This window comes from Labrenzia sp. THAF82 (assembly GCF_009363435.1).
Taxonomy (GTDB): Bacteria; Pseudomonadota; Alphaproteobacteria; order Rhizobiales; family Stappiaceae; genus Roseibium; species Roseibium porphyridii.
Map to the genome: position 1 here is coordinate 3381665 of NZ_CP045354.1, position 24081 is coordinate 3405745.

The following is a 24081-nucleotide window of genomic DNA, read 5'->3' on the forward strand; positions in this document are numbered from 1 at the left end:
AAATCAAGCGAAGCATACCGCCTTGCGATAATGATGCTTATCTAAGTCACGTCACACGGAATGACGAGCACAAAAGGAAAGTCAGTCGGTTTTTATTCATGACCAGGCATAAAGATAATTCAGATGATCCGCACAAGATAGGTCACAGACCCGGTGCGGCAACTCGCCTGCGAAACTACTTTCTGACAGGCTTGGTCATTACCGGGCCGATTGGCATCACGCTATGGCTGACATGGACCTTTATCAAATGGGTCGACGGCTGGGTAAAGCCGTTTGTGCCCCGGATTTATAATCCTGAGACGTATCTGCCGTTCCCTGTTCCAGGATTCGGCCTAATCGTCGCGATTTTTGTTTTGACGATTGTTGGCTTTCTCGCGGCAAATTTTCTCGGACGCAGTTTGATCTCGGTTGGCGAGAGCCTACTTGGAAGAATGCCGCTCGTTCGTAATATTTACAGTGGCTTAAAGCAGATTTTTGAGACAGTACTTGATGAGCGTGGCAACAGTTTTACCAAGGCAGCCTTGATTGAATATCCACGTAAGGGGCTTTGGGCGATTGCGTTTATTTCCACGGAAACCAAGGGAGAAGTCGAAAGACGGTTGAAAGGCAAGGCCGACACGATGTCGGTGTTTTTGCCAACAACGCCGAATCCGACGTCTGGTTTTCTGCTTTTCGTCCCGAAAGAAGATATTGTCGAATTGTCCATGAGTGTCGAAGAGGCCGCCAAACTGGTGATTTCGGCTGGTCTTGTCAGCCCGGACTATCCTGAAATTCTGGAAGACGTCATAGCGGACCCTGAAAAGCTGAAGCAGATTAGGGAACGAGAGGACGCTTGACTATCCGGCACGCAACAGCCTGATTGCGGCGTCCCGTCCGAACAGATAGAGCAGGGCTCTCAGAGCTTGGCCGCGCGTGTTTTCAAGCTCAGGATCCATTTCCAGGATAAGTCTCGCGTCGTCTCGGGCGACTTCCATCAGATCCGCATGCTCATCGGCCCTGGCAATTCGGAAGCCAGGTGTGCCGGACTGCCTTGTTCCAAGGATTTCTCCGCCTCCGCGCAGCTTCAGATCTTCTTCCGCGATGAGAAAACCATCGTTCGTTTCCCGCATGATGTTGAGACGTGCCCCTGCAGTTTCACCAAGCGGACCTTTATAGAGCAGCACACATGAAGAAGCCTTGTCTCCGCGACCGACACGTCCTCTGAGCTGGTGCAATTGGGCAAGCCCGAAACGCTCAGCATGCTCAATAACAATGATGGTGGCGTCGGGGACATCGACCCCGACCTCGATGACGGTGGTTGCCACAAGAATTTTGGTCTTGCCGGATTTGAAATCGGCCATCGCAGCGTCTTTCTCATCCGCAGTCATGCGGCCGTGTACCAGCGAAACCCTTTGGTTCAGAAAATGTTCCAGAACACGATGTCTGTCCTCAACGGCTGCCAAGTCAATTTTCTCCGATTCCTCAACCAGTGGGCAAACCCAGTAGACTTTTTGTCCCTCGGAGACAGCTGCTCCGACGCGTCCTATGATTTCGTCAAGGCGGTCCAGAGAAACAGACACGGTTTTTATCGGTTTTCGACCTGCAGGTTTGTCCGTCAACCTCGAGACATCCATATCTCCGAAACCTGTGAGGACGAGCGTTCGCGGGATAGGTGTCGCGGTCATGACGAGAACATCGACGCCTTGCCCCTTCGCCGACAGGGCAAGCCGCTGATGAACTCCAAAGCGGTGCTGTTCATCAACCACCACCATTCCAAGATCCTTGAAAGTGACGTTTCCCTGGAAAAGGGCATGAGTGCCGACTACAAGATCGATTTCTCCCCGGTCCAGCTGTTCCTGCCTCAAACGTCTTTCCTTTTGGCTGTCCTTGCCCGTCATCAGTGTAAGTCGGATACCGGCCTTTTCACACAAGGGAGCCATGGAACTGAAATGCTGCCGAGCCAATATTTCAGTTGGCGCCATAAGAGCGCCTTGTGCGCCCGTTTCGATAACCTGAGCAAGCGTTGCCAGCGCCACGACCGTCTTGCCGGAACCGACATCGCCTTGGAGGAGACGAAGCATTCGCACGGGTTCTGCGAGATCATCGTTGATTTCTTTGATAGCCTGTACTTGGCTGCCGGTCAGTCGGAAGGGCAGAGATCCAATGACCGCGGTCTGCAATCTTCCCTCAGGTGCGCGTGAAACACCACCAAGTGTGCGCATATGCTTACGAACCATGGCGAGCGCGAGCTGGCTCGCCAGAAGTTCATCATAGGCAAGGCGTTCCATATAGGCTGAGTGGGGGTCCAGGTCCTGCCGCTCTTCAGGTGCGTGAAGTACCCTGAGCGCCTCGGTAAAACCCGGCCAACCATTTTTTTGCAAGTAAGCTTCGTCCAACCACTCTGGCAGATGAGGCACCTTGCCGGTCGCAGCCTTCATCGCCTTTTGAAGCGTTTTTGCCGCGACCCCGGCTGTTAACGGGTAGACCGGCTCAATAGGGGGCATCTGTTCGGCTTCTTCAGGAGCCAGAGAATAGTCGGGGTGCACCATTTGTGGCTTGTCGTGGAACCACTCGACCTTTCCGGAAACGACCCGCCTTTCGCCTTCGGGATAGTTCTTTTCCAACCAGTCTCTTCGGGGGTGAAAGAAAACGAAACTGATTTGACCGGTCTCGTCAAACGCAGTGATCTTGTAGGGTGCCTTGGAATGGCGGGGCGGTGCTGCGTGCCTGCCGATTGTCACGTCAAGCGTGACAATATCTCCATTTTCAGAATAGGCGATGCCCGGTCTGTGACGTCTGTCGATCAAGCTGTGAGGAATATGAAACAGGAGATCGGCAACGGTGGCATCGCGGTCTGGCTGTGATCTGACCAGTCCGGATAAGAGTTTTGCGATTTTCGGTCCGATGCCGGGCAGTGTGGAAACCGGGGCAAACAATGGGTCGAGAACCGGTGGGCGCATCTTGCTGGTCACATACCTTTTTACAATCGGTCCTTTCGCGACCTGATACTGTTCTGGCATGAAGAGAGACAGTTTCGCAACAAATAGAACATTCTGAGAACTCGGGCGCTGACAAGTCCCACTACCGGGGTTATATATCCGCGACCAATTTTTTCAGCCCGGTGCGATCCAATAGATCTGCGACACTCCAATGTCCGCAGAACGGATCATTATCTTGAAAGCTAGCCATGACAGACGCATCCAGAACTCCCGGATCTCAGAGCATCCCGAAAGGCGCAGCTAGAGATTCCCGCCGCAAGAAGGTTCTCTTCCGTTGTTGGCACCGTGGTATGAAAGAGATGGACTTGTTGCTCGGAGGCTTTGCAGACGCCGAGATAGACAGTCTCGACGAAAAAGAAATGCAGGAATTGGAGCATCTGCTCACGGCACATGATCAAGACCTCTATGCGTGGATGACCGGCCGCAAACCTCTGCCTCAGGAGTGGGATGGGCCGCTTTATCGTCGGATAATCGCTTACCATGAAAAAGCCGGTCCGGCCGGTTTCTCGAAATAGACTTCTAAGGACAATTGCTGTGTTTGACAGCCTTCTGAAAGACCAGGCCAATGTCACGTTGGCCGGTGTACCTGACGGCGCTGAAAGCTATGCGCTTGCAAAGCTGCTTTCCGAGTGTGAAGCGGAAGGACTTTCGCTTGTTTTTGTTGCGCGTGATGCAACTCGCATGGCGATGGTCAGTGAAGCGCTCGCATTTTTCGATCCTTCTGCGAATATCGTTCAGCTGCCGGCATGGGATTGTCTGCCTTACGATCGGGTCTCACCAAATACAGCTATCAGTGCGCGGCGTTTGCTTGCATTGGGTCAGCTTGCCCGTGGTATCCAGGCCGGACAGAAAACGATCCTGCTCACAACGCTCAATGCCGCTCTCCAGCGTGTGCCGGAACGGTCGTTCATGGCCGACCAGACTTTTTCGATGGCGCCGGGCAATCAGGTCGACATGTCCGCGATCTCCAATTGGCTGGAAATGAACGGATTTTCGCGCACACCCACAGTGCGGGAAACGGGTGAATATGCTGTCCGCGGCGGAATTGTCGATTTGTTTGCTCCTGGTTCGGAAGAGCCTGTTCGTCTTGATTTCTTCGGGGACACGCTTGAGTCAATCCGATCTTTCAATGCCGAAACACAACGGACATCAAGACAACTGAAGCGCCTTGACCTTGTGCCTATGAGCGAGGTTGTTTTGTCGGACGAGGCAATTTCGCGATTCAGAAAGTCATATTTGGCAAGCTTTGGCGCAGCCAGTCGCGAAGATGTCCTCTACCAGTCGATCAGCGACGGCAGGCGCTATGCTGGGATGGAACACTGGTTACCGCTGTTCCACGACCGTCTCGAAACGATTTTCGACTATGTCGGCGATGCTCCTATCGTTCTCGACACCAACAGTGCTGATGCGGTTCGCGAACGCGCCGAGCAGATCAACGAGCATTACAGGGCGCGCCAGGAGGCTCGCGAGATGGGCGCTGGCGCAGGCACTGTACCTTATATGCCCATCGAACCGAACCGCCTTTACATTTCAGAAAAAGACTGGACTGCTGCCATCGCTGACAGGGCGAGTGCAGCGCTGGATGCATTTACACCACCGCCGGGAAGCGGGAAAACAGTCGTTGCGCTTGGTGGCAGGCAAGGACGCAGTTTTGCCGCAGAGCGGGCCGCAGGAGATGTAAACATCTTCGATGCCCTCACAGCTCATGTGCGGGAACTGCAGGCATCGGGAAAACGTACGGTTATTGCCTGCTGGTCAGATGGCTCTCGTGACCGTCTGGGGCAGATTCTGGCCGACCATGGACTGGGCTCGGTTCAGGAAGTCGATACCTTCGAACAGACGAAAACCCTGCAGGCAAAGACTTCAGCGCTTTGCGTCCTTGGTATCGAACATGGATTTGAACTTCAGGACATCGCCTTTATCGGCGAGCAAGACATTCTCGGCGACCGGCTGGTGCGTAAATCGCGTCGCAAAGCCAAGGGCGCCAACGTCATAACAGAAGCAACCGGCCTGTCGGAAGGGGACTTGGTCGTTCACGTTGAGCATGGCATCGGCCGTTTTATCGGTCTGAAGACCATAGAAGCCGTTGGCGCTCCACATGATTGTCTCGAGCTGAAATATGCGGGAGGAGACAAACTCTATTTGCCGGTTGAAAACATCGAACTGTTGTCTCGATACGGCTCGGAGGACCAGGAAGCACAACTGGACAAATTGGGTGGAGGAGCCTGGCAGGCCCGTAAGGCTAAACTCAAGAAACGCATACTCGAAATTGCCGATGGATTGATTAAGACGGCCGCGCAGCGTGCCTTGAAGACTGCACCTGTTGTGGAGACGCCGGAAGGTGTCTACGACGAATTTGCTACGCGCTTTCCTTACGAAGAAACAGATGACCAGATGACGGCAATCGACGCCGTGTTCGAGGATCTTTCTTCTGGCCGTCCGATGGACCGGCTTGTCTGCGGGGATGTTGGGTTCGGCAAAACTGAGGTCGCGCTGCGAGCAGCCTTCATCGCGGCCATGTCAGGGCGACAGGTTGCAGTTGTGGTGCCGACCACATTGCTGGCCCGCCAACACTTCAAGACCTTCTCGGATCGCTTTCATGGACTCCCGATCAATGTCGCTCATGCGTCACGACTCGTGCCAACCCGGCAACTGACACAGACCAAGAAGGGTCTGACAGATGGTTCGATAGATATCGTTGTCGGAACGCATGCGCTGCTCGGTAAATCCGTTCAATTCCGCGATCTCGGTTTGCTTGTCATCGACGAAGAGCAGCATTTCGGCGTGAAGCACAAGGAGCGCCTGAAAGAGCTGAAATCGGATGTCCACGTTCTGACGTTGTCTGCGACGCCAATTCCGAGGACATTGCAACTTGCCTTGACCGGTGTTCGGGAACTATCCCTCATTGCAACACCGCCTGTTGATCGACTGGCGGTGAGAACATTCGTTTCGCCCTTTGACCCGCTCGTGGTTCGCGAAGCCCTGTTGCGTGAGCACTATCGGGGCGGTCAGAGCTTTTATGTCTGTCCGCGATTGTCTGACCTTGCTGAGCGCATGGCCTTCATGGAAGAGCAGGTGCCGGAGTTGAAGGTCGCGGTCGCCCACGGTCAAATGCCGCCTGGCGAACTGGAAGACGTCATGAATGCCTTTTATGAGGGCAAATACAATGTGCTTCTGTCGACAACGATTGTGGAATCTGGCCTCGACATTCCAACTGCAAATACCTTGATCGTGCACAGAGCCGACATGTTCGGTCTCTCACAGCTTTACCAGCTGCGCGGCCGCGTTGGCAGATCCAAAACACGAGCCTATGCGCTTTTCACTGTGCCGGCAAACAAGACACTGACCGCGACTGCGGAGCGGCGGCTCAAGGTGCTTCAGTCTCTGGAGACGCTTGGGGCCGGGTTCCAATTGGCCAGCCACGATCTGGACATTCGCGGAGCAGGGAACCTGTTGGGTGAAGAGCAATCTGGTCATATCAAGGAAGTTGGGTTTGAGCTCTACCAGCAGATGTTGGAGGAAGCTGTTGCGCAGTTGAAAGATGGTGGTGCTGACTTCGGTGATGAACAATGGTCGCCGCAGATCAACATTGGTACACCAGTTCTCATTCCCGAGGACTATGTCGCCGACCTTCAGCTGCGTCTGCAGCTCTATCGCAGGCTTGGTGACGTGACTGAGGCGGAAGAAATTGATGCGTTTGGCGCTGAAATGATTGATCGGTTCGGACCGTTGCCGGACGAAGTTCAACATCTTCTCAAGATCGTGTTCATCAAAGGGCTTTGCCGTAAGGCCAATGTCGAGAAAGTCGATGCGGGTCCGAAAGGCATAGTTGTCAGTTTCCGCAATTCTGAATTCGCAAATCCGCCAGGTCTTGTGTCTTACATTGCAGAACAGGGCGTGCTGGCCAAAATACGTCCCGACCAGAAAATTGTACTCACGCGGGAATGGGAAAACACGGACACCCGTCTGAAGGGGACAGCGACTGTGCTAACGAAATTGGCGCGTCTGGCTGCGGCCTAAACCTTTAGTGCTCTGGCCAGGCCTGTGCACCGACAAAGGGAACAAATGCGACCTTGCCGAAGTTTTCGGATTCATAGGTTCCAACAGAATCGCGGCGGATAACGATTAGATCCTGAAGACTTCGGGAGGAACCAACTGGAATCACCAAACGTCCTCCAGGCTTCAGTTGCTCCTTGAGCTCTTGGGGAACAAAAGGGGCTCCGGCAGCAACTGTAATTGCGTCATAAGGTGCTTTCGCACGATAGCCCAGGCTGCCGTCACCACAGATAACGTCAACATTTTCAAATCCAGCGGTGACGAGATTGTTTCTCGCCGTCTCTGCGAGTTGGGAAAAGCGCTCGATACTGACGACATGGGCGCAGAGCTTGGACAAAACGGCTGCCGCATAACCGGATCCGGTTCCGACGTCCAGGCAAACGCTACACTTTCTCAACTGCAAGGCTTCTGCCATTAGCGCAACGATGTAAGGTTGGGAAATGGTTTGGCCGTGTCCGATTGACAATGGACCATCCCAGTAAGCGTCGTATCGCTGCTCATCTGGCACAAAGAGGTGTCTGGGGACAAACCGCATTGCCTCCAGCACTCTGGCATCTTTCAGACCGCGCCTTTCCAATTGGACGAGAACCATTTGGTGACGTTCTGCGGCAAAGGGGTCCATGTGTGTGGTCCAGTCGTTCACAACGAAGACGAGCATTTTTGTCGCGTCTCAAGACTCTATTAAACCTAACGCCTCATAGTACTCTGACAAAGAGACCAGAGTTGAAGCGTTAAGGTCCAAAGAGTGCCCCGAGCAGCTACCCGTCAGCGTAAGCAATCCTTTATTCGCCGCCTTATTACGCCTGCGATCGCAATCGCAGCGCTTGGCTATTTTGGTTTTCATGCCATGAGCGGTGAACTCGGCGTGGTTGGCAGAGCAATGATCGAGCGGCAGGTTTCTGAACTTGAGGCTGAGTTGGCTGAATTATCCGCAGAGCGGCAGGAACTTGTGGCAAGGGTCAGTCTGCTGAGGCCCGAGAGCCTTGATCCTGATATGCTTGATGAGCGCGCACGCCTCAATCTCAATTTGGTTCACGAAACCGAGTTGGTTGTGCTTCGTCCTGGGCATAGATACGATATGAACTGAAAACAAGTTTATTGTTCAGAGTTAATCAATTTTCAGTTAAACGCTAATTTCACCATCCAAAGCAGACATTTAAATCAATTCAAGAATCAGAAAACGATGGATTGGATTGACAGAAGGGAGCGGATAAGTTGCTCCTACCTGTCTTAGGGGAAACGTCACGCCGAGAAGAGGGTTATGGCCGCAGCAAGAAAGACCACTTCCGCTAGCTCAAAGAGCACAAGCCGGACCCGCAGCTCCGCTAAAAAAGCGAAGCCTGCGATCGCCGAGTTCGACAAAGACGATGAACTCCACGCCTACCGCGAAATGCTACTCATTCGCCGATTCGAAGAAAAAGCCGGTCAGCTATATGGCATGGGCTTCATCGGCGGGTTCTGCCATTTGTATATCGGGCAGGAAGCTGTCGTCGTTGGTATGCAGATGGCCAAGAAAGACGGCGATCAGATGATCACCGGGTACCGCGACCACGGGCACATGCTGGCCATGGACCTCGACCCCAAGGGCGTGATGGCGGAGCTTACCGGGCGCCGCGGCGGCTTGTCGAAAGGCAAGGGCGGTTCCATGCACATGTTCTCCAAGGAAAAGCATTTCTATGGAGGACACGGGATTGTCGGCGCTCAGGTGTCGCTTGGAACAGGTCTTGGTTTTGCCAACAAATACCGGGGCAACGGCAATGTTGCGATGGCTTTCTTCGGTGACGGCGCTTCCAACCAGGGGCAGGTCTATGAAAGCTTCAATATGGCCGAGCTTTGGAAGCTCCCTGTTGTTTACGTGATCGAAAACAACAAATATGGCATGGGCACGAGCGTCGCACGCGCATCTGCAATGACCGACCTTTCCCAGCGTGGTGCTTCCTTCGGGATCCCGGGCGAACAGGTCGACGGCATGGATGTTCGCGCAGTCAAGGCTGCCTCCGAAAAAGCGCTGACCTGGTGCCGCGAAGGCAAGGGTCCCTTCATCCTGGAAATGATCACGTATCGCTATCGTGGTCACTCGATGTCCGATCCGGCGAAATACCGCTCCAAGGACGAAGTGCAGAAAATGCGGACTGAACACGATCCGATCGAGCAGGTTCGTGCGCGCCTCCTGGAAAACAAGTGGGCAAGCGAGGACGACCTCAAAGGCATCGATAAGGATGTCCGGGCAAGGGTCGCCGAAGCTGCTGAATTTGCTCAGACTGATCCGGAACCGGATGCGTCTGAACTCTACACTGACATTCTGCTTTAACGCCGGGGGAAAACATGCCGATCGACATTTTGATGCCGGCGCTCTCGCCGACAATGGAAGAGGGTAAGCTCGCCAAATGGCTCAAGGCCGAAGGCGACACTGTGTCCGCGGGCGACGTCATCGCGGAAATCGAAACAGACAAGGCAACCATGGAAGTGGAAGCCGTCGATGAAGGAACGCTTGGCAAGATCCTTGTTGCCGAAGGGACCGACAACGTAAAGGTCAACGAGAAAATCGCCGTTTTGCTTGGCGAAGGTGAGGATGCCAGCGCGATCGACGCTGCTGCGGCTTCACCTGCTCCTGCTGCGGCTCCTGCTGCTGCAGAAGCTCCGAGTGCACCGGCTGTTGCCGCTGCGCCGCAAGCGCCGGTGGCTGAAGTCGTCGAGGATCCGGAGGTTCCTGCGGGAACGCCGATGAAATCATCAACGGTGCGTGAAGCACTGCGCGATGCCATGGCAGAGGAAATGCGCCGGGATCCGGACGTCTTTGTCATGGGTGAAGAGGTGGCCGAATACCAGGGTGCTTACAAGATCACGCAAGGCTTGCTGGATGAGTTTTCAGAAAAGCGCGTTATCGATACTCCTATCACAGAGCACGGCTTTGCCGGTCTCGGCGTTGGGGCTGCAATGGCAGGGTTGAAGCCCATCGTTGAATTCATGACGTTCAACTTCGCCATGCAGGGTATTGATCAGATCATCAACTCTGCTGCCAAAACGCTGTACATGTCGGGTGGCCAAATGGGTGCCCCGATTGTTTTCCGCGGACCCAATGGCGCTGCGGCGCGTGTTGGCGCGCAGCACTCGCAGGACTATGCCTCCTGGTATGCGCATGTTCCCGGGCTGAAAGTCATTCAGCCTTATTCGGCTGCGGATGCAAAAGGTCTTTTGAAGGCTGCGATCCGTGATCCCAACCCGGTCATCTTCCTGGAAAACGAAATCCTTTATGGTCATTCGTTTGAAATCCCGGATGTTGACGACTTTGTACTTCCGATTGGCAAGGCCAAGGTGGAACGTGGCGGAACCGACGTGACCCTGGTTTCCTGGGGCATCGGCATGACCTACACGCTCAAGGCTGCTGAAGAATTGGCCGGAATGGGCATTTCAGCCGAAGTCATCAATCTGCGTACAATCCGCCCTCTGGACATCGACACAGTTCTTGCGTCAGTTCGCAAAACGGGGCGTGTGGTGACCATCGAGGAAGCTTTCCCGATGTGCTCAGTGTCGTCGGAAATTGCTTATCAGGTTCAGGAACAGGCCTTCGACTATCTCGATGCGCCCATAACCCGGGTGACTGGCAAGGACGTTCCGATGCCTTATGCCGCAAACCTGGAAAAACTCGCATTGCCGACTGTTTCTGAAGTTATCGAAGCGGTGAAAGCCGTGACCTACACAGCCTGAGGCGGGGGAGACGGACATGCCAATTAATATCACCATGCCGGCCCTCTCTCCGACCATGGAAGAGGGCAACCTGGCCAAATGGCTGGTCAAGGAAGGCGATCAGGTTTCGGCGGGCGATGTGATCGCAGAAATCGAAACCGACAAGGCAACCATGGAAGTGGAAGCCGTTGATGAAGGAACAGTCGGCAAAATCCTTGTTGCTGAGGGCTCCCAAGGGGTCAAGGTCAACGAACTGATCGCTGTTTTGCTGGAAGAGGGCGAAGACGCAAGTTCTATCGATACCTCTGGTGCAGCAGCTCCGGCAGCCTCAGCTGCCGAACCGGCACCGGCGGCAGACACCGCTCCAGCCACTGCGGCGCCTGCTGTTGCAGCTCCTGCGGGGCCAGCTCCGGTGGCTTCTGACGGAACGCGCCTGTTTGCTTCGCCGCTCGCGAGGCGGCTTGCCAAACTGAATTCGCTTGATCTCAACGCTTTGAAGGGAACCGGTCCCCACGGCCGGATTGTAAAACGCGATATTGAGACTGCTCTTGAAGCCGGGACAGGCAAGGTTGCTCCTGCCGCAGAAGCTCCCAAGGCTGCTGCTGCAGCTCCGGCAAGCGGACCTTCCGCCGATCAGGTGCTGAAACTCTTCGATGAAGACAGTTACGAGTTGGTGCCGCATGATGGCATGCGCAAGACAATCGCGAAGCGTCTTACGGAATCCAAACAGACGATTCCGCACTTCTATGTGTCTGTCGACGTGGAACTGGATGCTCTGTTGGCATTGCGCGCGCAGCTCAATGGTTCTGCTGCAAAAGACAAGGACGGCAAGCCGGCCTACAAGCTTTCGGTCAACGATATGACCATCAAAGCGCTTGCCTTGGCTCTTCGTGACGTTCCGGACGCAAATGTGTCCTGGACAGATGACAACATGGTCATGCACAAGCATGCCGATGTGGGCGTCGCCGTGTCCATTCCCGGCGGTCTGATTACGCCGATCATCCGCAGTGCAGAAGAGAAATCGCTTTCCGTCATCTCCAATCAGATGAAGGATCTCGGCAAGCGGGCGAAGGAACGCAAGCTGAAGCCTGAAGAATATCAGGGCGGAACGACTGCTGTGTCCAACATGGGCATGATGGGCGTAAAGAACTTTTCTGCGGTCGTGAACCCGCCGCACGCCACTATTCTTGCAGTTGGCGCCGGTGAAAAACGCCCTGTCGTCAAGGACGGTGAACTTGCTGTTGCCACCGTGATGAGCGTGACACTCTCCACCGACCACCGTTGCGTGGACGGTGCGCTCGGTGCGGAGCTGCTGGCCGCATTTAAAGGCTACATCGAAAATCCAATGAGCATGCTGGTTTAAGACCTCAGCTCCGGCGCGGCGGCAACGCCGCGCCGTTTTTCAAATGAAGTTTCATTTGCCGGGGAAAACACCATGGCTGATACCAACTACGACGTCATCATCATCGGCTCCGGGCCAGGTGGTTACGTCACTGCCATACGGTCCGCCCAACTGGGATTGAAGACCGCAATCGTTGAACGGGAACATCTTGGCGGCATCTGCCTCAACTGGGGTTGCATCCCGACCAAGGCCTTGCTGCGGTCGGCAGAAATTCTCGATCATGCCAATCATGCCAAGAGCTTTGGCTTGACGCTTGAAGGTTCAATGAAAGCAGACGTGAAGGACGTTGTTGCACGTTCGCGCGGTGTTTCGGCGCGTTTGAACGGCGGCGTCGGCTTTCTGATGAAGAAAAACAAGATCGATGTAATCTGGGGCGAAGCCAAGTTGGCAAAGCCGGGGCAAATTGTTGTCGGGAAGTCTTCCAAGCCCGCCGTTGAACCTCAGCATCCGGTGCCCAAGGGCGTTAAGGGCGAGGGCACCTATACCGCCAAGCATATCATCGTTTCGACCGGCGCCCGCCCGCGGGCACTGCCTGGTATCGAGCCGGATGGAAAACTGATCTGGACCTATTTCGAGGCAATGAAGCCAGCCAAGATGCCAAAATCGCTTGTTGTCATGGGATCTGGCGCGATTGGCATCGAGTTCGCCTCTTTCTATCTGTCGATGGGCGTTGATGTGACGGTTGTCGAACTGATGGCCAACGTGATGCCGGTTGAGGACGAGGAAATCTCGAAATTCGCCCGCAAGGCTTTGGAAAAGCGCGGGCTGAAAATCATTACCGAAGCCAAGGTCACGAAAGTCGACAAAGCAGCGAACTCCATCACCGCGCATGTTGAAACCAAGGACGGAAAAGTCAGCCAGATCACGGCAGATCATCTGATCTCGGCGGTCGGGGTTCAGGGCAATATCGAGAATATCGGCCTTGAGGCACTTGGCGTAAAAACCGATCGCGGCTGTGTTGTCATTGATGAATATGGCCGGACCAGTGTTCCGGGCATCTATGCCATCGGTGACGTTGCCGGTCCGCCCATGCTGGCACACAAAGCAGAACATGAAGGTGTAATCTGCATTGAAAAGATTGCCGGCGTCCCAGGTGTCCACCCGATGGATCACCGCAAAATCCCTGGCTGTACTTACTGCAACCCGCAGGTCGCTTCTGTCGGACTGACTGAAGCCAAGGCCAAGGAGCAGGGCCGCGACATCCGCGTCGGTCGTTATATGTTCAATGCGAACGGTAAGGCGATCGCCCTTGGCGAAGACAATGGCTTGATCAAGGTCATCTTCGACAAGAAAACCGGTGAGCTTCTGGGCGCACACATGTGTGGAGCCGAAGTGACGGAGCTTATTCAGGGCTTCATTGTTGCAATGAACCTTGAGACGACCGAAGAAGAGTTGATGCACACGATTTTCCCGCATCCGACACTGTCGGAAATGATGAAGGAAGCTGTGCTCGACGCATACGGCAAAGTTCTCAACGCTTGACCGAGAACGCTCCGGTCGGGCAAACGGCCGGAGCCTTATTGATGCGGGCGATGAGGCTGATATGCTTGCCTATCTTTCTGACGGATTGAGGTTTTTGTTTCGTGAGGGAAGCTGGTCTCTTAAGCCTCATGAAGAGAAGACGATATGGGCTGCTCTGGCGATACTGCCTGATGATCAATCAGCGCTGGCAAAGAAACAGCTTGATGAGCAGTTTTTCGTCGAACGACAGTCTGACGGCCGTATTCCGTGTTTCCGCTACTATGCTGAAGATCGCCTTTCCCGTTTGACGGGAAAATACGCGGTTGGCGACCATTTCATAAACGTGAAACTACAAGCGGGAGACCGGAAGGTTTCAGGCAAACTCGTACTTCATGATGGGCTCGTGTTCGGATTGGAATTTTCAAAACCAAGCAGCTTCTTCAGGCACGTGGGTGTTGATGTGATATCGGCAAGTTGTGATGATAGTTCGATTGGATACACTGCTGTTATTGATCGGGCCGAGCACGGTTCTGACGGAAACCAAAAATAGGCGAGTTCGCAAAATGGATATGAAAGCAATTTTGATCTGGGTTGCTATCGGTATTCTTGCCGGTTGGCTGGCAAGTATCGTCGTGGGTGGCGGTGGATTGATCCGCTATCTGATTACGGGATTGATCGGCGCATTTGTCGGCGGATTCCTGTTCAAGGTAGCCGGCATCAACATCAATCTGGGAAACACACTGGTCAACGAGATCGTTGTCGCAGCGATCGGCGCCGTCGTCGTCGTGTTGCTTGCGCGCCTGATCGCTTAGCCAGGGAAGTGGGAGACCCGCGATGGGATGGATCATCACTATCATTATCGGTCTGATCGCGGGTGCCGTCGCACACCGGGTGCTCAACAGCCGTGGTGGATTTCTCGGAAGCCTCGTCGTTGGCCTTATAGGTGCGTTGATCGGTGGTGAGCTTGCGTCGATTTTAAACCTCAATTTGACGGGTGGCATTCTCGACCGGCTGATCATTGCTGTTCTCGGCTCGATCCTGTTTCTGTTTTTGTGGCGCAAAATACGCAGCTGATTTGACAAGTTGGAACGGAAAGTTCGTGTCGTTCTCGATGTTGAACCCGTTTCGTCGAGCCTGGGAATGGTAACAACTGGCGATGATAAAATGAGGCATCGGTTGAACGTATGCCGATGAATAAAATGAGACTGATGTGCTGATACTGCAGCAAAGACGGAGCAGGGCTCAGACATTCATATGTGCGCAAGCATGTTGTAAAGTCCGAGGAATACCAGATTGATGATCCCAACGATCAGTGATTTTCCCCTTCGCGCGATTGATAAACTTCGATACGCGGATACAGATCGGCAAGGTCACATCAACAATGCTGTCTTTGCCACGTTTCTGGAAACGGGAAGGGTGGAAGTCATTTTTGGCCAGGCGCTTACAGATGCAGGGGCATCATTCGTCATTGCTCGCCTTGAGCTTGATTTCCTTTCGGAAGTGAATTGGCCAGGCGAAGTGGAAATTGGAACATCTGTCCTGGATATCGGGCGCAACTCGTTCCGTCTTTTTCAATCGGTATTCCAGGATGGCAGTCCTGTGGCAAAGGCGGTCACGGTAATTGTTCAGATGAATGAATCGACGCGAAAATCCCATCCGCTCACGGAGGAAGCGCGGCAAAAGCTGGAGAAACTCCGCAGTCCTGCGCTAAACACATAGCTGGCTCAACAGCTTTCCGTATTGACCTTTCAAGGGAAAAACGACACTTAAAGCCCATGGTTACGATCGTTGACACGCTAAATCGCCCGAATGAAAAATCCGATGCGCGACCGCGTCATCCGGAGAAGGCTCATCGTCCCGATAATCCGGTCCAACGCAAACCAAAATGGATTCGCGTCAAGGCACCGACCTCGCCGGTTTACCGCGAGACCCAGAATGTCGTGCGCGACAACAATCTGGTGACCGTGTGCGAAGAGGCCGGTTGTCCGAATATCGGTGAATGCTGGTCCAAAAAGCATGCAAGTTTCATGATTCTCGGCGATACGTGCACGCGGGCATGCGCCTTCTGTAACGTGCGCACGGGAATGCCCGGTCCGGTCGACCCCAAAGAACCACAGGGCGTCGCAGATGCGGTTGCGACCATGGGACTGGAGCATGTCGTCATCACGTCAGTTGACCGTGATGATCTTGAGGACGGTGGAGCTCGGCATTTTGCCGACGTTATCAACGCAATCCGCAAAACCTCTCCGACAACGACAGTCGAGGTTCTGACGCCGGACTTTCTGAGAAAAGAGGGTGCCGCGGAAATTGTGGTAGATGCGAAACCCGATGTGTTCAATCACAATCTGGAGACTGTCCCGTCCAAGTATTTGAAGGTGCGGCCGGGCGCGCGCTACTTCCACTCCATTCGTCTACTGCAGAAAGTGAAAGAACTAGATGCAGAGATGTTCACGAAATCAGGCATCATGGTTGGACTGGGCGAAGAGAGAAATGAAGTCCTCCAGCTTATGGACGATCTGCGCGCAGCAGATGTTGATTTCCTGACAATCGGACAATATCTGCAGCCTTCAAAAAAACACCACCCAGTGATGTCTTTTGTCACGCCGGAGGAATTCAAGGGCTATGAGCGAATTGCCTATGCCAAGGGTTTCCTGAAAGTGTCAGCAACGCCTTTGACGCGGTCTTCCCACCATGCGGGCGAGGATTTCGCCGACCTCAGGGCTACGCGAAAAGCGAAGCTCGGCCACTGAGCCGGACCAGAACTGGATCTGTTGAGCCGCATGCCGAGTTTTACTTCCAACCACACGGTCAATCACAAGGCGGATGATATGTTCCGCCTCGTAGCAGATGTCGAAAAGTACCCGCAGTTCGTACCGCTCTGCCAGGGACTGCACGTGCGCGGCCGCAAGGAACTTGAAAATGGCAACACGGTTCTGGTCGCCGATATGACTGTTGCCTACAAACTGTTCAAGGAAACATTCACCAGCCGTGTCGAACTTCGCCCTGAAGACCGGACAATACTGGTGGAGTATCTGGATGGACCGTTCAAGCACCTGGAGAACAAGTGGACCTTTGAGGACACAGGTGAGGGCAAGAGCAAGGTTGGGTTCTTTATCTCATACGAGTTCCGCAGCCGCACGCTGGGGTCGCTCATGGGCGTGATGTTCGACAAGGCATTCCGCAAGTTTTCCAGCGCGTTTGAAGCGCGGGCGGATCAGGTCTACGGCGCCTGACTAGGCCTATTTGAACTGGCTGAATGCATCCCTGATTGTACGCAGACGACTCGATTTCATGTCGAGCGGTTCGTTTCTGCGCCTGATCTGTTCGATTTCTCGCTTCTTCAAACCAAGATCGTCAAGAGTTGCAAACGCGGAATAGTCCGAACAAACCACACGTCTTTCAGCGCCAATATTTTCTTCAACTATCAGACTTCGGCCCGCTGCAACTTCTTCTTCCGTCCAGACAACCGTCCCGGAAGACACCCAGAATGTGCGGTCGCAATAGCGAGCTTCGTGATAGCCCTTTTTGGGTAGAGTGAGGATTTCGTGAGATCCGTTGAACCCACCGTTCGAATAGTTGGAACGGATATAGAAATCGCCCTGCGCATGCGCAGCGCCCGCCATGTAGACAGCGGATATCGTTGATAACGTCAGGAACGCAAGGGCGCGTTTCATGCGGTTGGTCCTTTTTGCTCGGCCCCCTTATTGCCTGCAATGTCTAAGTCTACATGTATTGTTGTTACCCGAGCCTTACCTTTGGCGGCTCGTTTTTGGATTAATTGCCTCGCAACGTGTTTGCAGCGTCCTCGACCGTTGTCGGGCGGAAAGACTCTCTGATTGCAGCAAATCTGTTCACCGATTTCACTGTCGACCCGTCGTTTTGAACGATCACTCTGGGATCGTCGTAAATTCCAAGCCCTTCCAACGTGACTTGTTCTTCGGGATGCGCACAAATCGGTCGCCAGCCTTTGCCCCAGTTGTACTCAACTCGAACGGTGTAGTTTTGTTCCACTTCGAGCTCGGTCCACGCCACGGTCGCGTAGCGAACCCAGTACTTGCGACCGCAATACTCAACCTGAACCAGTCCGTCCGACATCCTGCTGTAGATGCGGTGGGACCCACGAAACGCACTATAGTCGTCCCGAGACACAATATAGGTGTCTCCGACGGCCAGTTGTTCGCTCTCCGCTTTTGCAATTGCTCCACCTGCAAGCAGTGTTCCTGCTGCAAGAAGCATCCGTGCGACAGTCATTTACTCATTCCCGTTTCGCGAAATGGATCGCGTCTTGGTTCTTCCCGAGCGTGACCATATGAGAAGTGTTTGTAAAACAAGTTGCTACTGGTAATTGAAGTTGATTAAAAATTTAATGGTCCGAGGACCTCAGAGAAAAACCGGGTTCTTGGATTTGAAGGCAAGTGTTCGGCTCACTATTCATGGTGAAAACTGGAGCTTTTGCTTTATGGCCGCTTCCATGTGAAACCTTCTTCCATCGCCAGCAGACGGCTTTGAAGCTGGTCTTTGGCTTTGGTCAGGAAAACTTTTGTACTTTTTGTAAAACTGGATACGAGGAAGAACACAACAACCTGAATCAAATCTGTTGTGTTGCGTTCTGTCTGTCTGGAATTAGTCCTGCCTTAAAAGCATTACCTAAGTGGCCGCATTGAGAACAGAGGTTAGGGCGGTCTGTACGGTTTCAAGTCTGATCGACTGACGGCCGCGGTCTGCAAACCAGCAATGCATGTGTTGTGTTGTCTTTCCCCTAACTGCAACAGCTACATGAACTGTCCCGACCGGCTTGTCTTCACTTCCGCCGCCCGGACCTGCAATACCTGTTACGGAGACGGTGATATCCGCATTTGAGTTCTTCAATGCGCCTTCTGCCATTGCCATTGCAACATCCTTGCTGACGGCCCCGACACTTTGAATGAGCCCAGGTGAAACACCCAGCATATCTGACTTGGCTTCATTCGAATAAGTGACGAAAGAACGGTCAACGACGGCCGAAGATCCGGGGATTTCTGTCAGAACACCGCTGATCAAGCCGCCGGTGCACGATTCCGCTGTTGCAAGCATCAAACCCTTGGCTTTCATTGCGTCCAAGACTTCGGTTGCCAGGGGAATGAGATCGTCCAGATTGCGTGGTGCAGGGCTGCTCATTGGAGTTATCATCAGGCTGAACTATTACTCATCGTCTTTCAGAGGGAGGCGAACTGTAACACTTGCAAGCGCTGCAATACCTTCCTTTCGGCCGGTAAACCCCAGTTTCTCGGAGGTCGTCGCCTTAACCGAGACACGCGAAAGCGGGAGCTCGCAAATACGCGCAACAGATGCACGAACTTCTTCTCGGTGGGGGCCGATCTTCGGTTCCTCGCAAACTATCGTGAGGTCAATATGAGCAATGCGGCCACCAAGGGCAGCCAGTCTCTTGATGGCGTGTTGCTGGAATTGATCTGAAGATGCGCCTTTCCATTCAGGGTCACTGGGTGGAAAGTGTTGACCGATGTCACCGTCTCCAATTGCGCCGAGCGTCGCGTCGGTAACGGCATGAAGTGCAACATCGGCGTCTGAATGTCCTTTCAGGCGCTTGGAATGCGGTATGGAAAAGCCGCCAAGGATGACTGCTTCACCGTCCTCAAAAGCATGGACGTCATAGCCTATACCGACTCTCACGTCCGCCAATTCGCTAAGAGGTCGGGGTGCGGCAGTTTCAGCTTTCATCTTAAAATAGGTTGCCTGTTTTTCAGCGCGCTTGAGGTCTGCGCCGGTTGTGATCTTAAAGTTGGCTGGATCGCCATCTGAAAGTGAAATGGTCATGCCATTCCATTCCGCAAGACCTGTGTCGTCCGTAAAAGCCGTTTGTTCAGCTTCGTTCGCGCGCATGTGTGCTGCTAGGATACTTTGCAGCGGAAATCCCTGAGGTGTCTGTGCTGCCCATAAGCCGGTTCTGTCAATCGTTTCCAGGTTGCCGCTGGATTGGTCTGCTTTTTTGAGCGTGTCAGCAACAGGTACCGCAGCCAGTGCTCCCTCCGCGCCCTGGTCAAGCCTTTCCAGCACTCGGTCAATGGTTCCCGTGTCGACAAAGGGACGTGCCGCATCGTGAATGAGGACGTAGTCACAAGGCACGCTTTCCAGTGCCTTCAATCCCTCGAAAACCGATGTTTGTCGGGTTGCGCCACCAAAAACAGCCGCGCCAACCTTTTTTTGGATAGGCTGCTCGATCTCGGCAAATGCTTCTGAATAGAGATCTGTATCGTCAGGATGAATGACGGTCACAATATGTGTGATCCGTGGATGATTTCCCAAAGCGTTCAGTGTATGGCTCAGAACAGGACTGTTCGCGAGGAGCTTATACTGCTTCGGCCGGTCGTCGGTTGCGTCTGCCAGGCGCGTTCCACGCCCAGCGGCAACGATCAGGGCTGCCGCGGATTTTGCCATGATCGCTTTCTCCAGGCTTTCCAAAAAATTCAAACTGACAGGCCGTCTTTAACTAAGAACCTGTTTAGACCGCAAATTATGTCTTGTTGCATTGCATTAATTGTCTACAATATAGGCAGATAAGAAAGTGCACAGGCATTAAGCAAAAAATGAGAATCGCGTGTTACCTGCGATGAAGACACTAAAGGTTGGCAAGCATGAAGTGCCGAACAGGGCGGTGCTCGCGCCAATGTCCGGCGTAACCGATCTGCCGTTTCGGCGGATCGCGGCGCGCTTTGGTGCCGGCATGGTGGTCAGTGAAATGGTCGCCAGCGAGTCCTTTGTTAAGGGGGATGCGGAAACGCAGATGCGTGCCGAGGCCCATGACCAGGGCTTGCATGTTGTCCAGCTTGCCGGACGCGAAGCACGCTGGATGGGTGAGGCGGCCAAGGTCATTGCCGATCTTGGTGCCGATGTAATCGATATAAACATGGGGTGTCCGGCCAAGAAGGTCACATCTGGCTACTCAGGCTCAGCGCTCATGCGCGATCTTGATCACGCACTGACGCTTATTGATGCGACCGTTGCGGCTGTTGATGTTCCTGTGACCTTGAAAATGCGACTCGGTTGGGACGAACAGTCAATCAATGCACCTGAGCTCGCCCGACGCGCAGAAGCTGCCGGAGTGAAACTCATCACGGTTCATGGTCGAACCCGGAACCAGTTCTACAAAGGTGCTGCAAACTGGTCGATTATTTCGAGGGTGAAGGCGGCTATTTCCGTTCCATTGGTCGCCAACGGTGACTGTAAGAGCAACACCGACGCACTGAACATGCTTGAAGCATCTGGGGCGGATGCTGTCATGATCGGGCGAGGCGCATATGGAAGACCATGGCTTCCGGGTTTCGTCGGGCATTTTCTTGCGACTGGCGAACATCTGTCCGAGCCGGAGGGGAATGACCTCGCGGATCTGGTGATCGAGCATTACGAGAGCATTCTGAGCCACTATGGCGAACGTAAGGGTGTTCGTATCGCCCGAAAACATGTCGGCTGGTACCTGGAACAATCCGAAACGCAAGGGGCGATACCGATGCCTGCTGCGCTCAAAGCAAACTTGATGACATCCCAAAATCCCAAAGAAGTGACCCGCATTGCCCATGACTGGATCTCTTCAGCAAATGAACGGACAGCTGCGTGAGTGATCTCAAGTCTGAAACGGGACGAACAGCCGCGCTGGCCAGCGATGGACCGATGATACTGGATGCATTGCCGCATCCTGTTCTGCTTGTGGCCCCGGACGGGGTGATCGAGTCGGCAAACATGGCCGCAGAAATTTTTATGCGATCAAGCGTCTCGGTACTGCGCCGACATCCGATCAGTGATTTTGTGCCTTTCGGCAGCCCCCTCCTGACACTCATCGACCAGGTGCGAGAGCGCGCGGCACCGGTCAATGAGTACAAGGTCGACATTGGTTCACCTCGCATTGGCGCGCCGAAGGTCGTGGACATCAATGCCGCTCCGGTCTCCGATAGACCGGGTGCTGTAGTGCTGATGTTTCAGGAACGCACGATGGCTGAAAAGATCGACCGCCAGCTGACGTCGCGCGGAGCCGCGCGCACAGTCACGGGTCTCGCAGCCATGCTCGCGCATGAGATAAAGAACCCACTTTCCGGCATACGCGGCGCTGCTCAGTTGATGGAACAATCCGTTCCAAGTGAGGATCGGGCACTTGCCAGGCTGATCATGGACGAAACAGACCGGATCGTGAAACTCGTCGACAGGATGGAAGTCTTTTCCGATGAACGTCCGATCGAGCGCGAACCCGTCAACATTCACGTGGTTCTGGACCATGTAAAGCGTCTGTCCGACAGCGGTTTTGCGAGAGACAAGCGTATCGTTGAGATCTACGACCCGTCGTTGCCACCTGTTTATGCCAACAAGGATCAGCTCATTCAGGTGTTTTTGAACCTCATCAAGAACGCCAGTGAAGCTATTGGCGATGACCCCGACGGAGAAATCCGTGTTTCAACGGCTTTCAGACCCGGTGTCCGGTTGTCTGTGCCTGGAACGGATGAAAGGGTCAGCCTGCCGCTTGAATTTTGCGTTCAGGACAATGGTCCAGGTGTTCCAGACGACCTGCTGCCGCACCTTTTCGAACCATTCATTACGACCAAAACCAATGGATCCGGACTAGGGCTTGCGCTTGTTGCCAAGATCATCGGCGACCACGGCGGTGTGATCGAATGCGACAGCCAGCGCCACAAAACAGTCTTCCGAATCCTCATGCCCGCTTTTTCCGGCGAAGGAGCCTCCCACTCCCAAAAGCCGAACGAAGGGAATAGCTGACCATGCCGACCGGCACGATCCTAGTTGCAGACGACGACGCGGCCATTCGCACAGTCCTCAATCAGGCCCTTTCAAGGGCCGGGTACACTGTCAGGCTGACCTCCAACGCTTCAACCTTGTGGCGTTGGGTTTCTTCAGGCGACGGAGATCTGGTTATCACCGACGTTGTGATGCCGGATGAAAATATTTTTGATGTGCTTCCGCGCATGAAAAAAATGCGTCCCGAGTTGCCTGTTCTTGTCATGAGCGCCCAGAACACATTCATGACAGCAATCAAGGCGTCTGAGAAAGGCGCTTATGAATACCTTCCCAAGCCATTTGACCTCAAGGAACTGACCAGCATTGTTCAACGCGCCATGGAGGAGCCGAAAAAGCGGCCGTCCCTGGACCTGGATGATGCTGGTGAGGGAATGCCGCTTGTTGGTCGTTCTCCGGCAATGCAGGAGATCTACCGCGTTCTGGCGCGCCTTATGCAGACCGATCTGACGGTCATGATCAACGGCGAATCTGGAACGGGCAAGGAACTGGTTGCGCGCGCCCTTCATGACTATGGCAAAAGACGAAATGGGCCATTTGTTGCAATCAACATGGCCGCCATTCCGAGAGACTTGATCGAGGCCGAACTCTTTGGTCACGAAAAGGGGGCGTTCACAGGTGCCCAGAATCGCAGCTCCGGCCGGTTCGAGCAGGCAGACGGTGGCACGCTCTTTCTTGATGAAATTGGCGACATGCCCATGGAGGCCCAGACCCGCCTGTTGAGGGTTCTGCAGCAAGGCGAATATACGACGGTCGGTGGTCGTACGCCCATCAAGACGGACGTCCGCATTATAGCTGCAACGAACAAGGATCTAAGGCATCTGATCAATCAGGGGCTTTTCCGGGAAGATCTCTATTTCCGCCTCAACGTGGTGCCGATCAGGTTGCCACCTCTTCGTGAACGGATCGAAGACATTCCCGATCTTGTCAGGCACTTCTTCTCACTGGTTGAAAAGGAAGGGTTGCCAGCAAAACAGATTGACCAAGAGGCACTCAACCTTCTGCGCCGGTATCGTTGGCCGGGGAACGTTCGAGAACTTGAAAATCTTGTCCGTCGGCTGGCAGCACTTTATCCGCAGGATGTGATCAGCGAAAATCTGCTTGAACAGGAGCTTAGCCAGCCTTCGGTTGCTTCGGTTGAAGAAGAAACGACTGAGAACATCAATCTCGGTGGATCGGTTGAACGCTACCTTGCAGGCTACTTCGATACTTTTGGAGAGGCTTTGCCACCTCCAGGGCTCTATCATCGTATCTTGCGGGAAGTTGAGTATCCACTCATCAGTGCAGCACTGGCGGCGACGCGCGGCAATCAGATCAAGGCAGCGGAACTCCTCGGCGTGAACCGGAACACCTTGAGGAAAAAGATCCGCGATCTGGACATTCAGGTTATGCGCTCGGTTCGTTGACTGTTGCTGAGCGTTTGTCGCTGAGGTACCAGTCGACAAATTGATGACGAAAGACCAAGTTCCTGCGCCAACAAGCCAGGCGTGGGAACAGATGTGAACGCCTGAATCTGTTCCGAAGCCGTACCGGGCAGCTAGAAGGGGTTTCGATCAAGCGTTTGACAAAGACTTGATATTGAAAAAATATAAATATAACAATATCTTAAGTCTATTTAAGAAATCTTCCACCGCATTTTTTCGGTGATGCTGCCGCCCTGTCGCAATTTCGCAACATTGTGTGATAAGTTTGCCGCATAAA

General features: G+C 53.9%; 23 protein-coding genes. 17 read left to right on the forward strand and 6 right to left on the reverse strand.

Annotated features, from left to right (window positions below; translation table 11 throughout):
* Nucleotides 1-98: 98 nt before the first annotated feature.
* Nucleotides 99-836 (forward strand): DUF502 domain-containing protein, encoded by a 738-nt coding sequence (locus tag FIV00_RS15845; RefSeq protein WP_152501649.1) that lies wholly within the window; start codon nt 99-101, stop codon nt 834-836.
* On the opposite strand, the gene recG is transcribed toward FIV00_RS15845, so the two are convergent.
* Nucleotides 837-2939 carry an ATP-dependent DNA helicase RecG gene (recG, locus tag FIV00_RS15850; protein WP_152501650.1) on the reverse strand — a complete coding sequence of 701 codons (2103 nt, stop codon included), beginning with the start codon at nt 2937-2939 and terminating at the stop codon, nt 837-839.
* 227 nt (nt 2940-3166) lie between these two features.
* Here recG and FIV00_RS15855 point away from each other — a divergent pair, with 227 nt between their 5' ends.
* Together FIV00_RS15855 and mfd are read left to right on the forward strand one after the other, a co-directional pair.
* Nucleotides 3167-3493: a succinate dehydrogenase assembly factor 2 gene (locus FIV00_RS15855; protein ID WP_152501651.1), complete on the forward strand. Its 327-nt coding sequence runs from the start codon at nt 3167-3169 to the stop codon at nt 3491-3493.
* Nucleotides 3494-3512: 19 nt separating this feature from the next.
* Nucleotides 3513-6998: a transcription-repair coupling factor gene (mfd, locus tag FIV00_RS15860; RefSeq protein ID WP_152501652.1), complete on the forward strand. Its 3486-nt coding sequence runs from the start codon at nt 3513-3515 to the stop codon at nt 6996-6998.
* A gap of 4 nt (nt 6999-7002) precedes the next feature.
* Here the strand turns inward: mfd and FIV00_RS15865 are convergent, their stop codons facing one another.
* Complete coding sequence (locus FIV00_RS15865; RefSeq protein ID WP_209006569.1) at nt 7003-7692, reverse strand: protein-L-isoaspartate(D-aspartate) O-methyltransferase; 690 nt, start codon at nt 7690-7692, stop codon at nt 7003-7005.
* 87 nt (nt 7693-7779) lie between these two features.
* On the opposite strand from FIV00_RS15865, the gene FIV00_RS15870 reads away from it, so the two are divergent.
* The 11 genes from FIV00_RS15870 (at nt 7780) to FIV00_RS15920 (ending at nt 16817) form a co-directional block, all read left to right on the forward strand.
* Nucleotides 7780-8121, forward strand: a complete 342-nt coding sequence (locus tag FIV00_RS15870) for a septum formation initiator family protein (RefSeq protein ID WP_152501653.1) — start codon at nt 7780-7782, stop codon at nt 8119-8121.
* A gap of 174 nt (nt 8122-8295) precedes the next feature.
* On the forward strand, nt 8296-9345 hold the full coding sequence (pdhA, locus tag FIV00_RS15875) for a pyruvate dehydrogenase (acetyl-transferring) E1 component subunit alpha (protein WP_152501654.1): 1050 nt from the start codon (nt 8296-8298) through the stop codon (nt 9343-9345).
* A gap of 14 nt (nt 9346-9359) precedes the next feature.
* Nucleotides 9360-10742, forward strand: a complete 1383-nt coding sequence (locus tag FIV00_RS15880) for a pyruvate dehydrogenase complex E1 component subunit beta (protein ID WP_152501655.1) — start codon at nt 9360-9362, stop codon at nt 10740-10742.
* A gap of 16 nt (nt 10743-10758) precedes the next feature.
* Nucleotides 10759-12084 (forward strand): pyruvate dehydrogenase complex dihydrolipoamide acetyltransferase, encoded by a 1326-nt coding sequence (locus tag FIV00_RS15885; protein WP_152501656.1) that lies wholly within the window; start codon nt 10759-10761, stop codon nt 12082-12084.
* A 72-nt stretch (nt 12085-12156) separates the two neighbouring features.
* On the forward strand, nt 12157-13605 hold the full coding sequence (gene lpdA / locus FIV00_RS15890) for a dihydrolipoyl dehydrogenase (protein WP_152501657.1): 1449 nt from the start codon (nt 12157-12159) through the stop codon (nt 13603-13605).
* A gap of 61 nt (nt 13606-13666) precedes the next feature.
* Entirely contained in the window at nt 13667-14134 is a 468-nt protein-coding gene (locus FIV00_RS15895; RefSeq protein WP_152501658.1) for a hypothetical protein, read from the forward strand.
* A gap of 13 nt (nt 14135-14147) precedes the next feature.
* On the forward strand, nt 14148-14396 hold the full coding sequence (locus FIV00_RS15900; RefSeq protein WP_152501659.1) for a GlsB/YeaQ/YmgE family stress response membrane protein: 249 nt from the start codon (nt 14148-14150) through the stop codon (nt 14394-14396).
* Nucleotides 14397-14418: 22 nt separating this feature from the next.
* Entirely contained in the window at nt 14419-14658 is a 240-nt protein-coding gene (locus tag FIV00_RS15905) for a GlsB/YeaQ/YmgE family stress response membrane protein (RefSeq protein ID WP_152501660.1), read from the forward strand.
* 222 nt (nt 14659-14880) lie between these two features.
* Nucleotides 14881-15303 carry a thioesterase family protein gene (locus FIV00_RS15910; protein WP_152501661.1) on the forward strand — a complete coding sequence of 141 codons (423 nt, stop codon included), beginning with the start codon at nt 14881-14883 and terminating at the stop codon, nt 15301-15303.
* A 56-nt stretch (nt 15304-15359) separates the two neighbouring features.
* On the forward strand, nt 15360-16334 hold the full coding sequence (gene lipA / locus FIV00_RS15915) for a lipoyl synthase (RefSeq protein WP_152501662.1): 975 nt from the start codon (nt 15360-15362) through the stop codon (nt 16332-16334).
* A gap of 30 nt (nt 16335-16364) precedes the next feature.
* A complete protein-coding gene (locus FIV00_RS15920; protein ID WP_152501663.1) occupies nt 16365-16817 on the forward strand; it encodes a type II toxin-antitoxin system RatA family toxin in 453 nt (150 codons plus the stop codon).
* A gap of 6 nt (nt 16818-16823) precedes the next feature.
* On the opposite strand, the gene FIV00_RS15925 is transcribed toward FIV00_RS15920, so the two are convergent.
* The 4 genes from FIV00_RS15925 to FIV00_RS15940 form a co-directional block, all read right to left on the reverse strand.
* Nucleotides 16824-17258: a hypothetical protein gene (locus FIV00_RS15925; protein ID WP_152501664.1), complete on the reverse strand. Its 435-nt coding sequence runs from the start codon at nt 17256-17258 to the stop codon at nt 16824-16826.
* Between the two features lie 100 nt (nt 17259-17358).
* Entirely contained in the window at nt 17359-17835 is a 477-nt protein-coding gene (locus FIV00_RS15930; RefSeq protein WP_152501665.1) for a hypothetical protein, read from the reverse strand.
* Between the two features lie 396 nt (nt 17836-18231).
* Nucleotides 18232-18741 (reverse strand): CinA family protein, encoded by a 510-nt coding sequence (locus tag FIV00_RS15935; protein WP_152501666.1) that lies wholly within the window; start codon nt 18739-18741, stop codon nt 18232-18234.
* Nucleotides 18742-18765: 24 nt separating this feature from the next.
* Nucleotides 18766-20019: a bifunctional 2-C-methyl-D-erythritol 4-phosphate cytidylyltransferase/2-C-methyl-D-erythritol 2,4-cyclodiphosphate synthase gene (locus FIV00_RS15940; RefSeq protein WP_152501667.1), complete on the reverse strand. Its 1254-nt coding sequence runs from the start codon at nt 20017-20019 to the stop codon at nt 18766-18768.
* Between the two features lie 172 nt (nt 20020-20191).
* Between FIV00_RS15940 and dusB the strand changes: the two genes are divergently transcribed.
* From dusB to ntrC, 3 genes are read left to right on the forward strand one after another with little or no spacing between them, the layout of a single operon-like run.
* On the forward strand, nt 20192-21196 hold the full coding sequence (gene dusB, locus FIV00_RS15945) for a tRNA dihydrouridine synthase DusB (RefSeq protein WP_152501668.1): 1005 nt from the start codon (nt 20192-20194) through the stop codon (nt 21194-21196).
* Between the two features lie 53 nt (nt 21197-21249).
* Nucleotides 21250-22344, forward strand: a complete 1095-nt coding sequence (locus FIV00_RS15950; protein ID WP_152504293.1) for a nitrogen regulation protein NR(II) — start codon at nt 21250-21252, stop codon at nt 22342-22344.
* A gap of 2 nt (nt 22345-22346) precedes the next feature.
* Nucleotides 22347-23786 (forward strand): nitrogen regulation protein NR(I), encoded by a 1440-nt coding sequence (gene ntrC, locus FIV00_RS15955; protein WP_152501669.1) that lies wholly within the window; start codon nt 22347-22349, stop codon nt 23784-23786.
* Nucleotides 23787-24081: the final 295 nt, after the last annotated feature.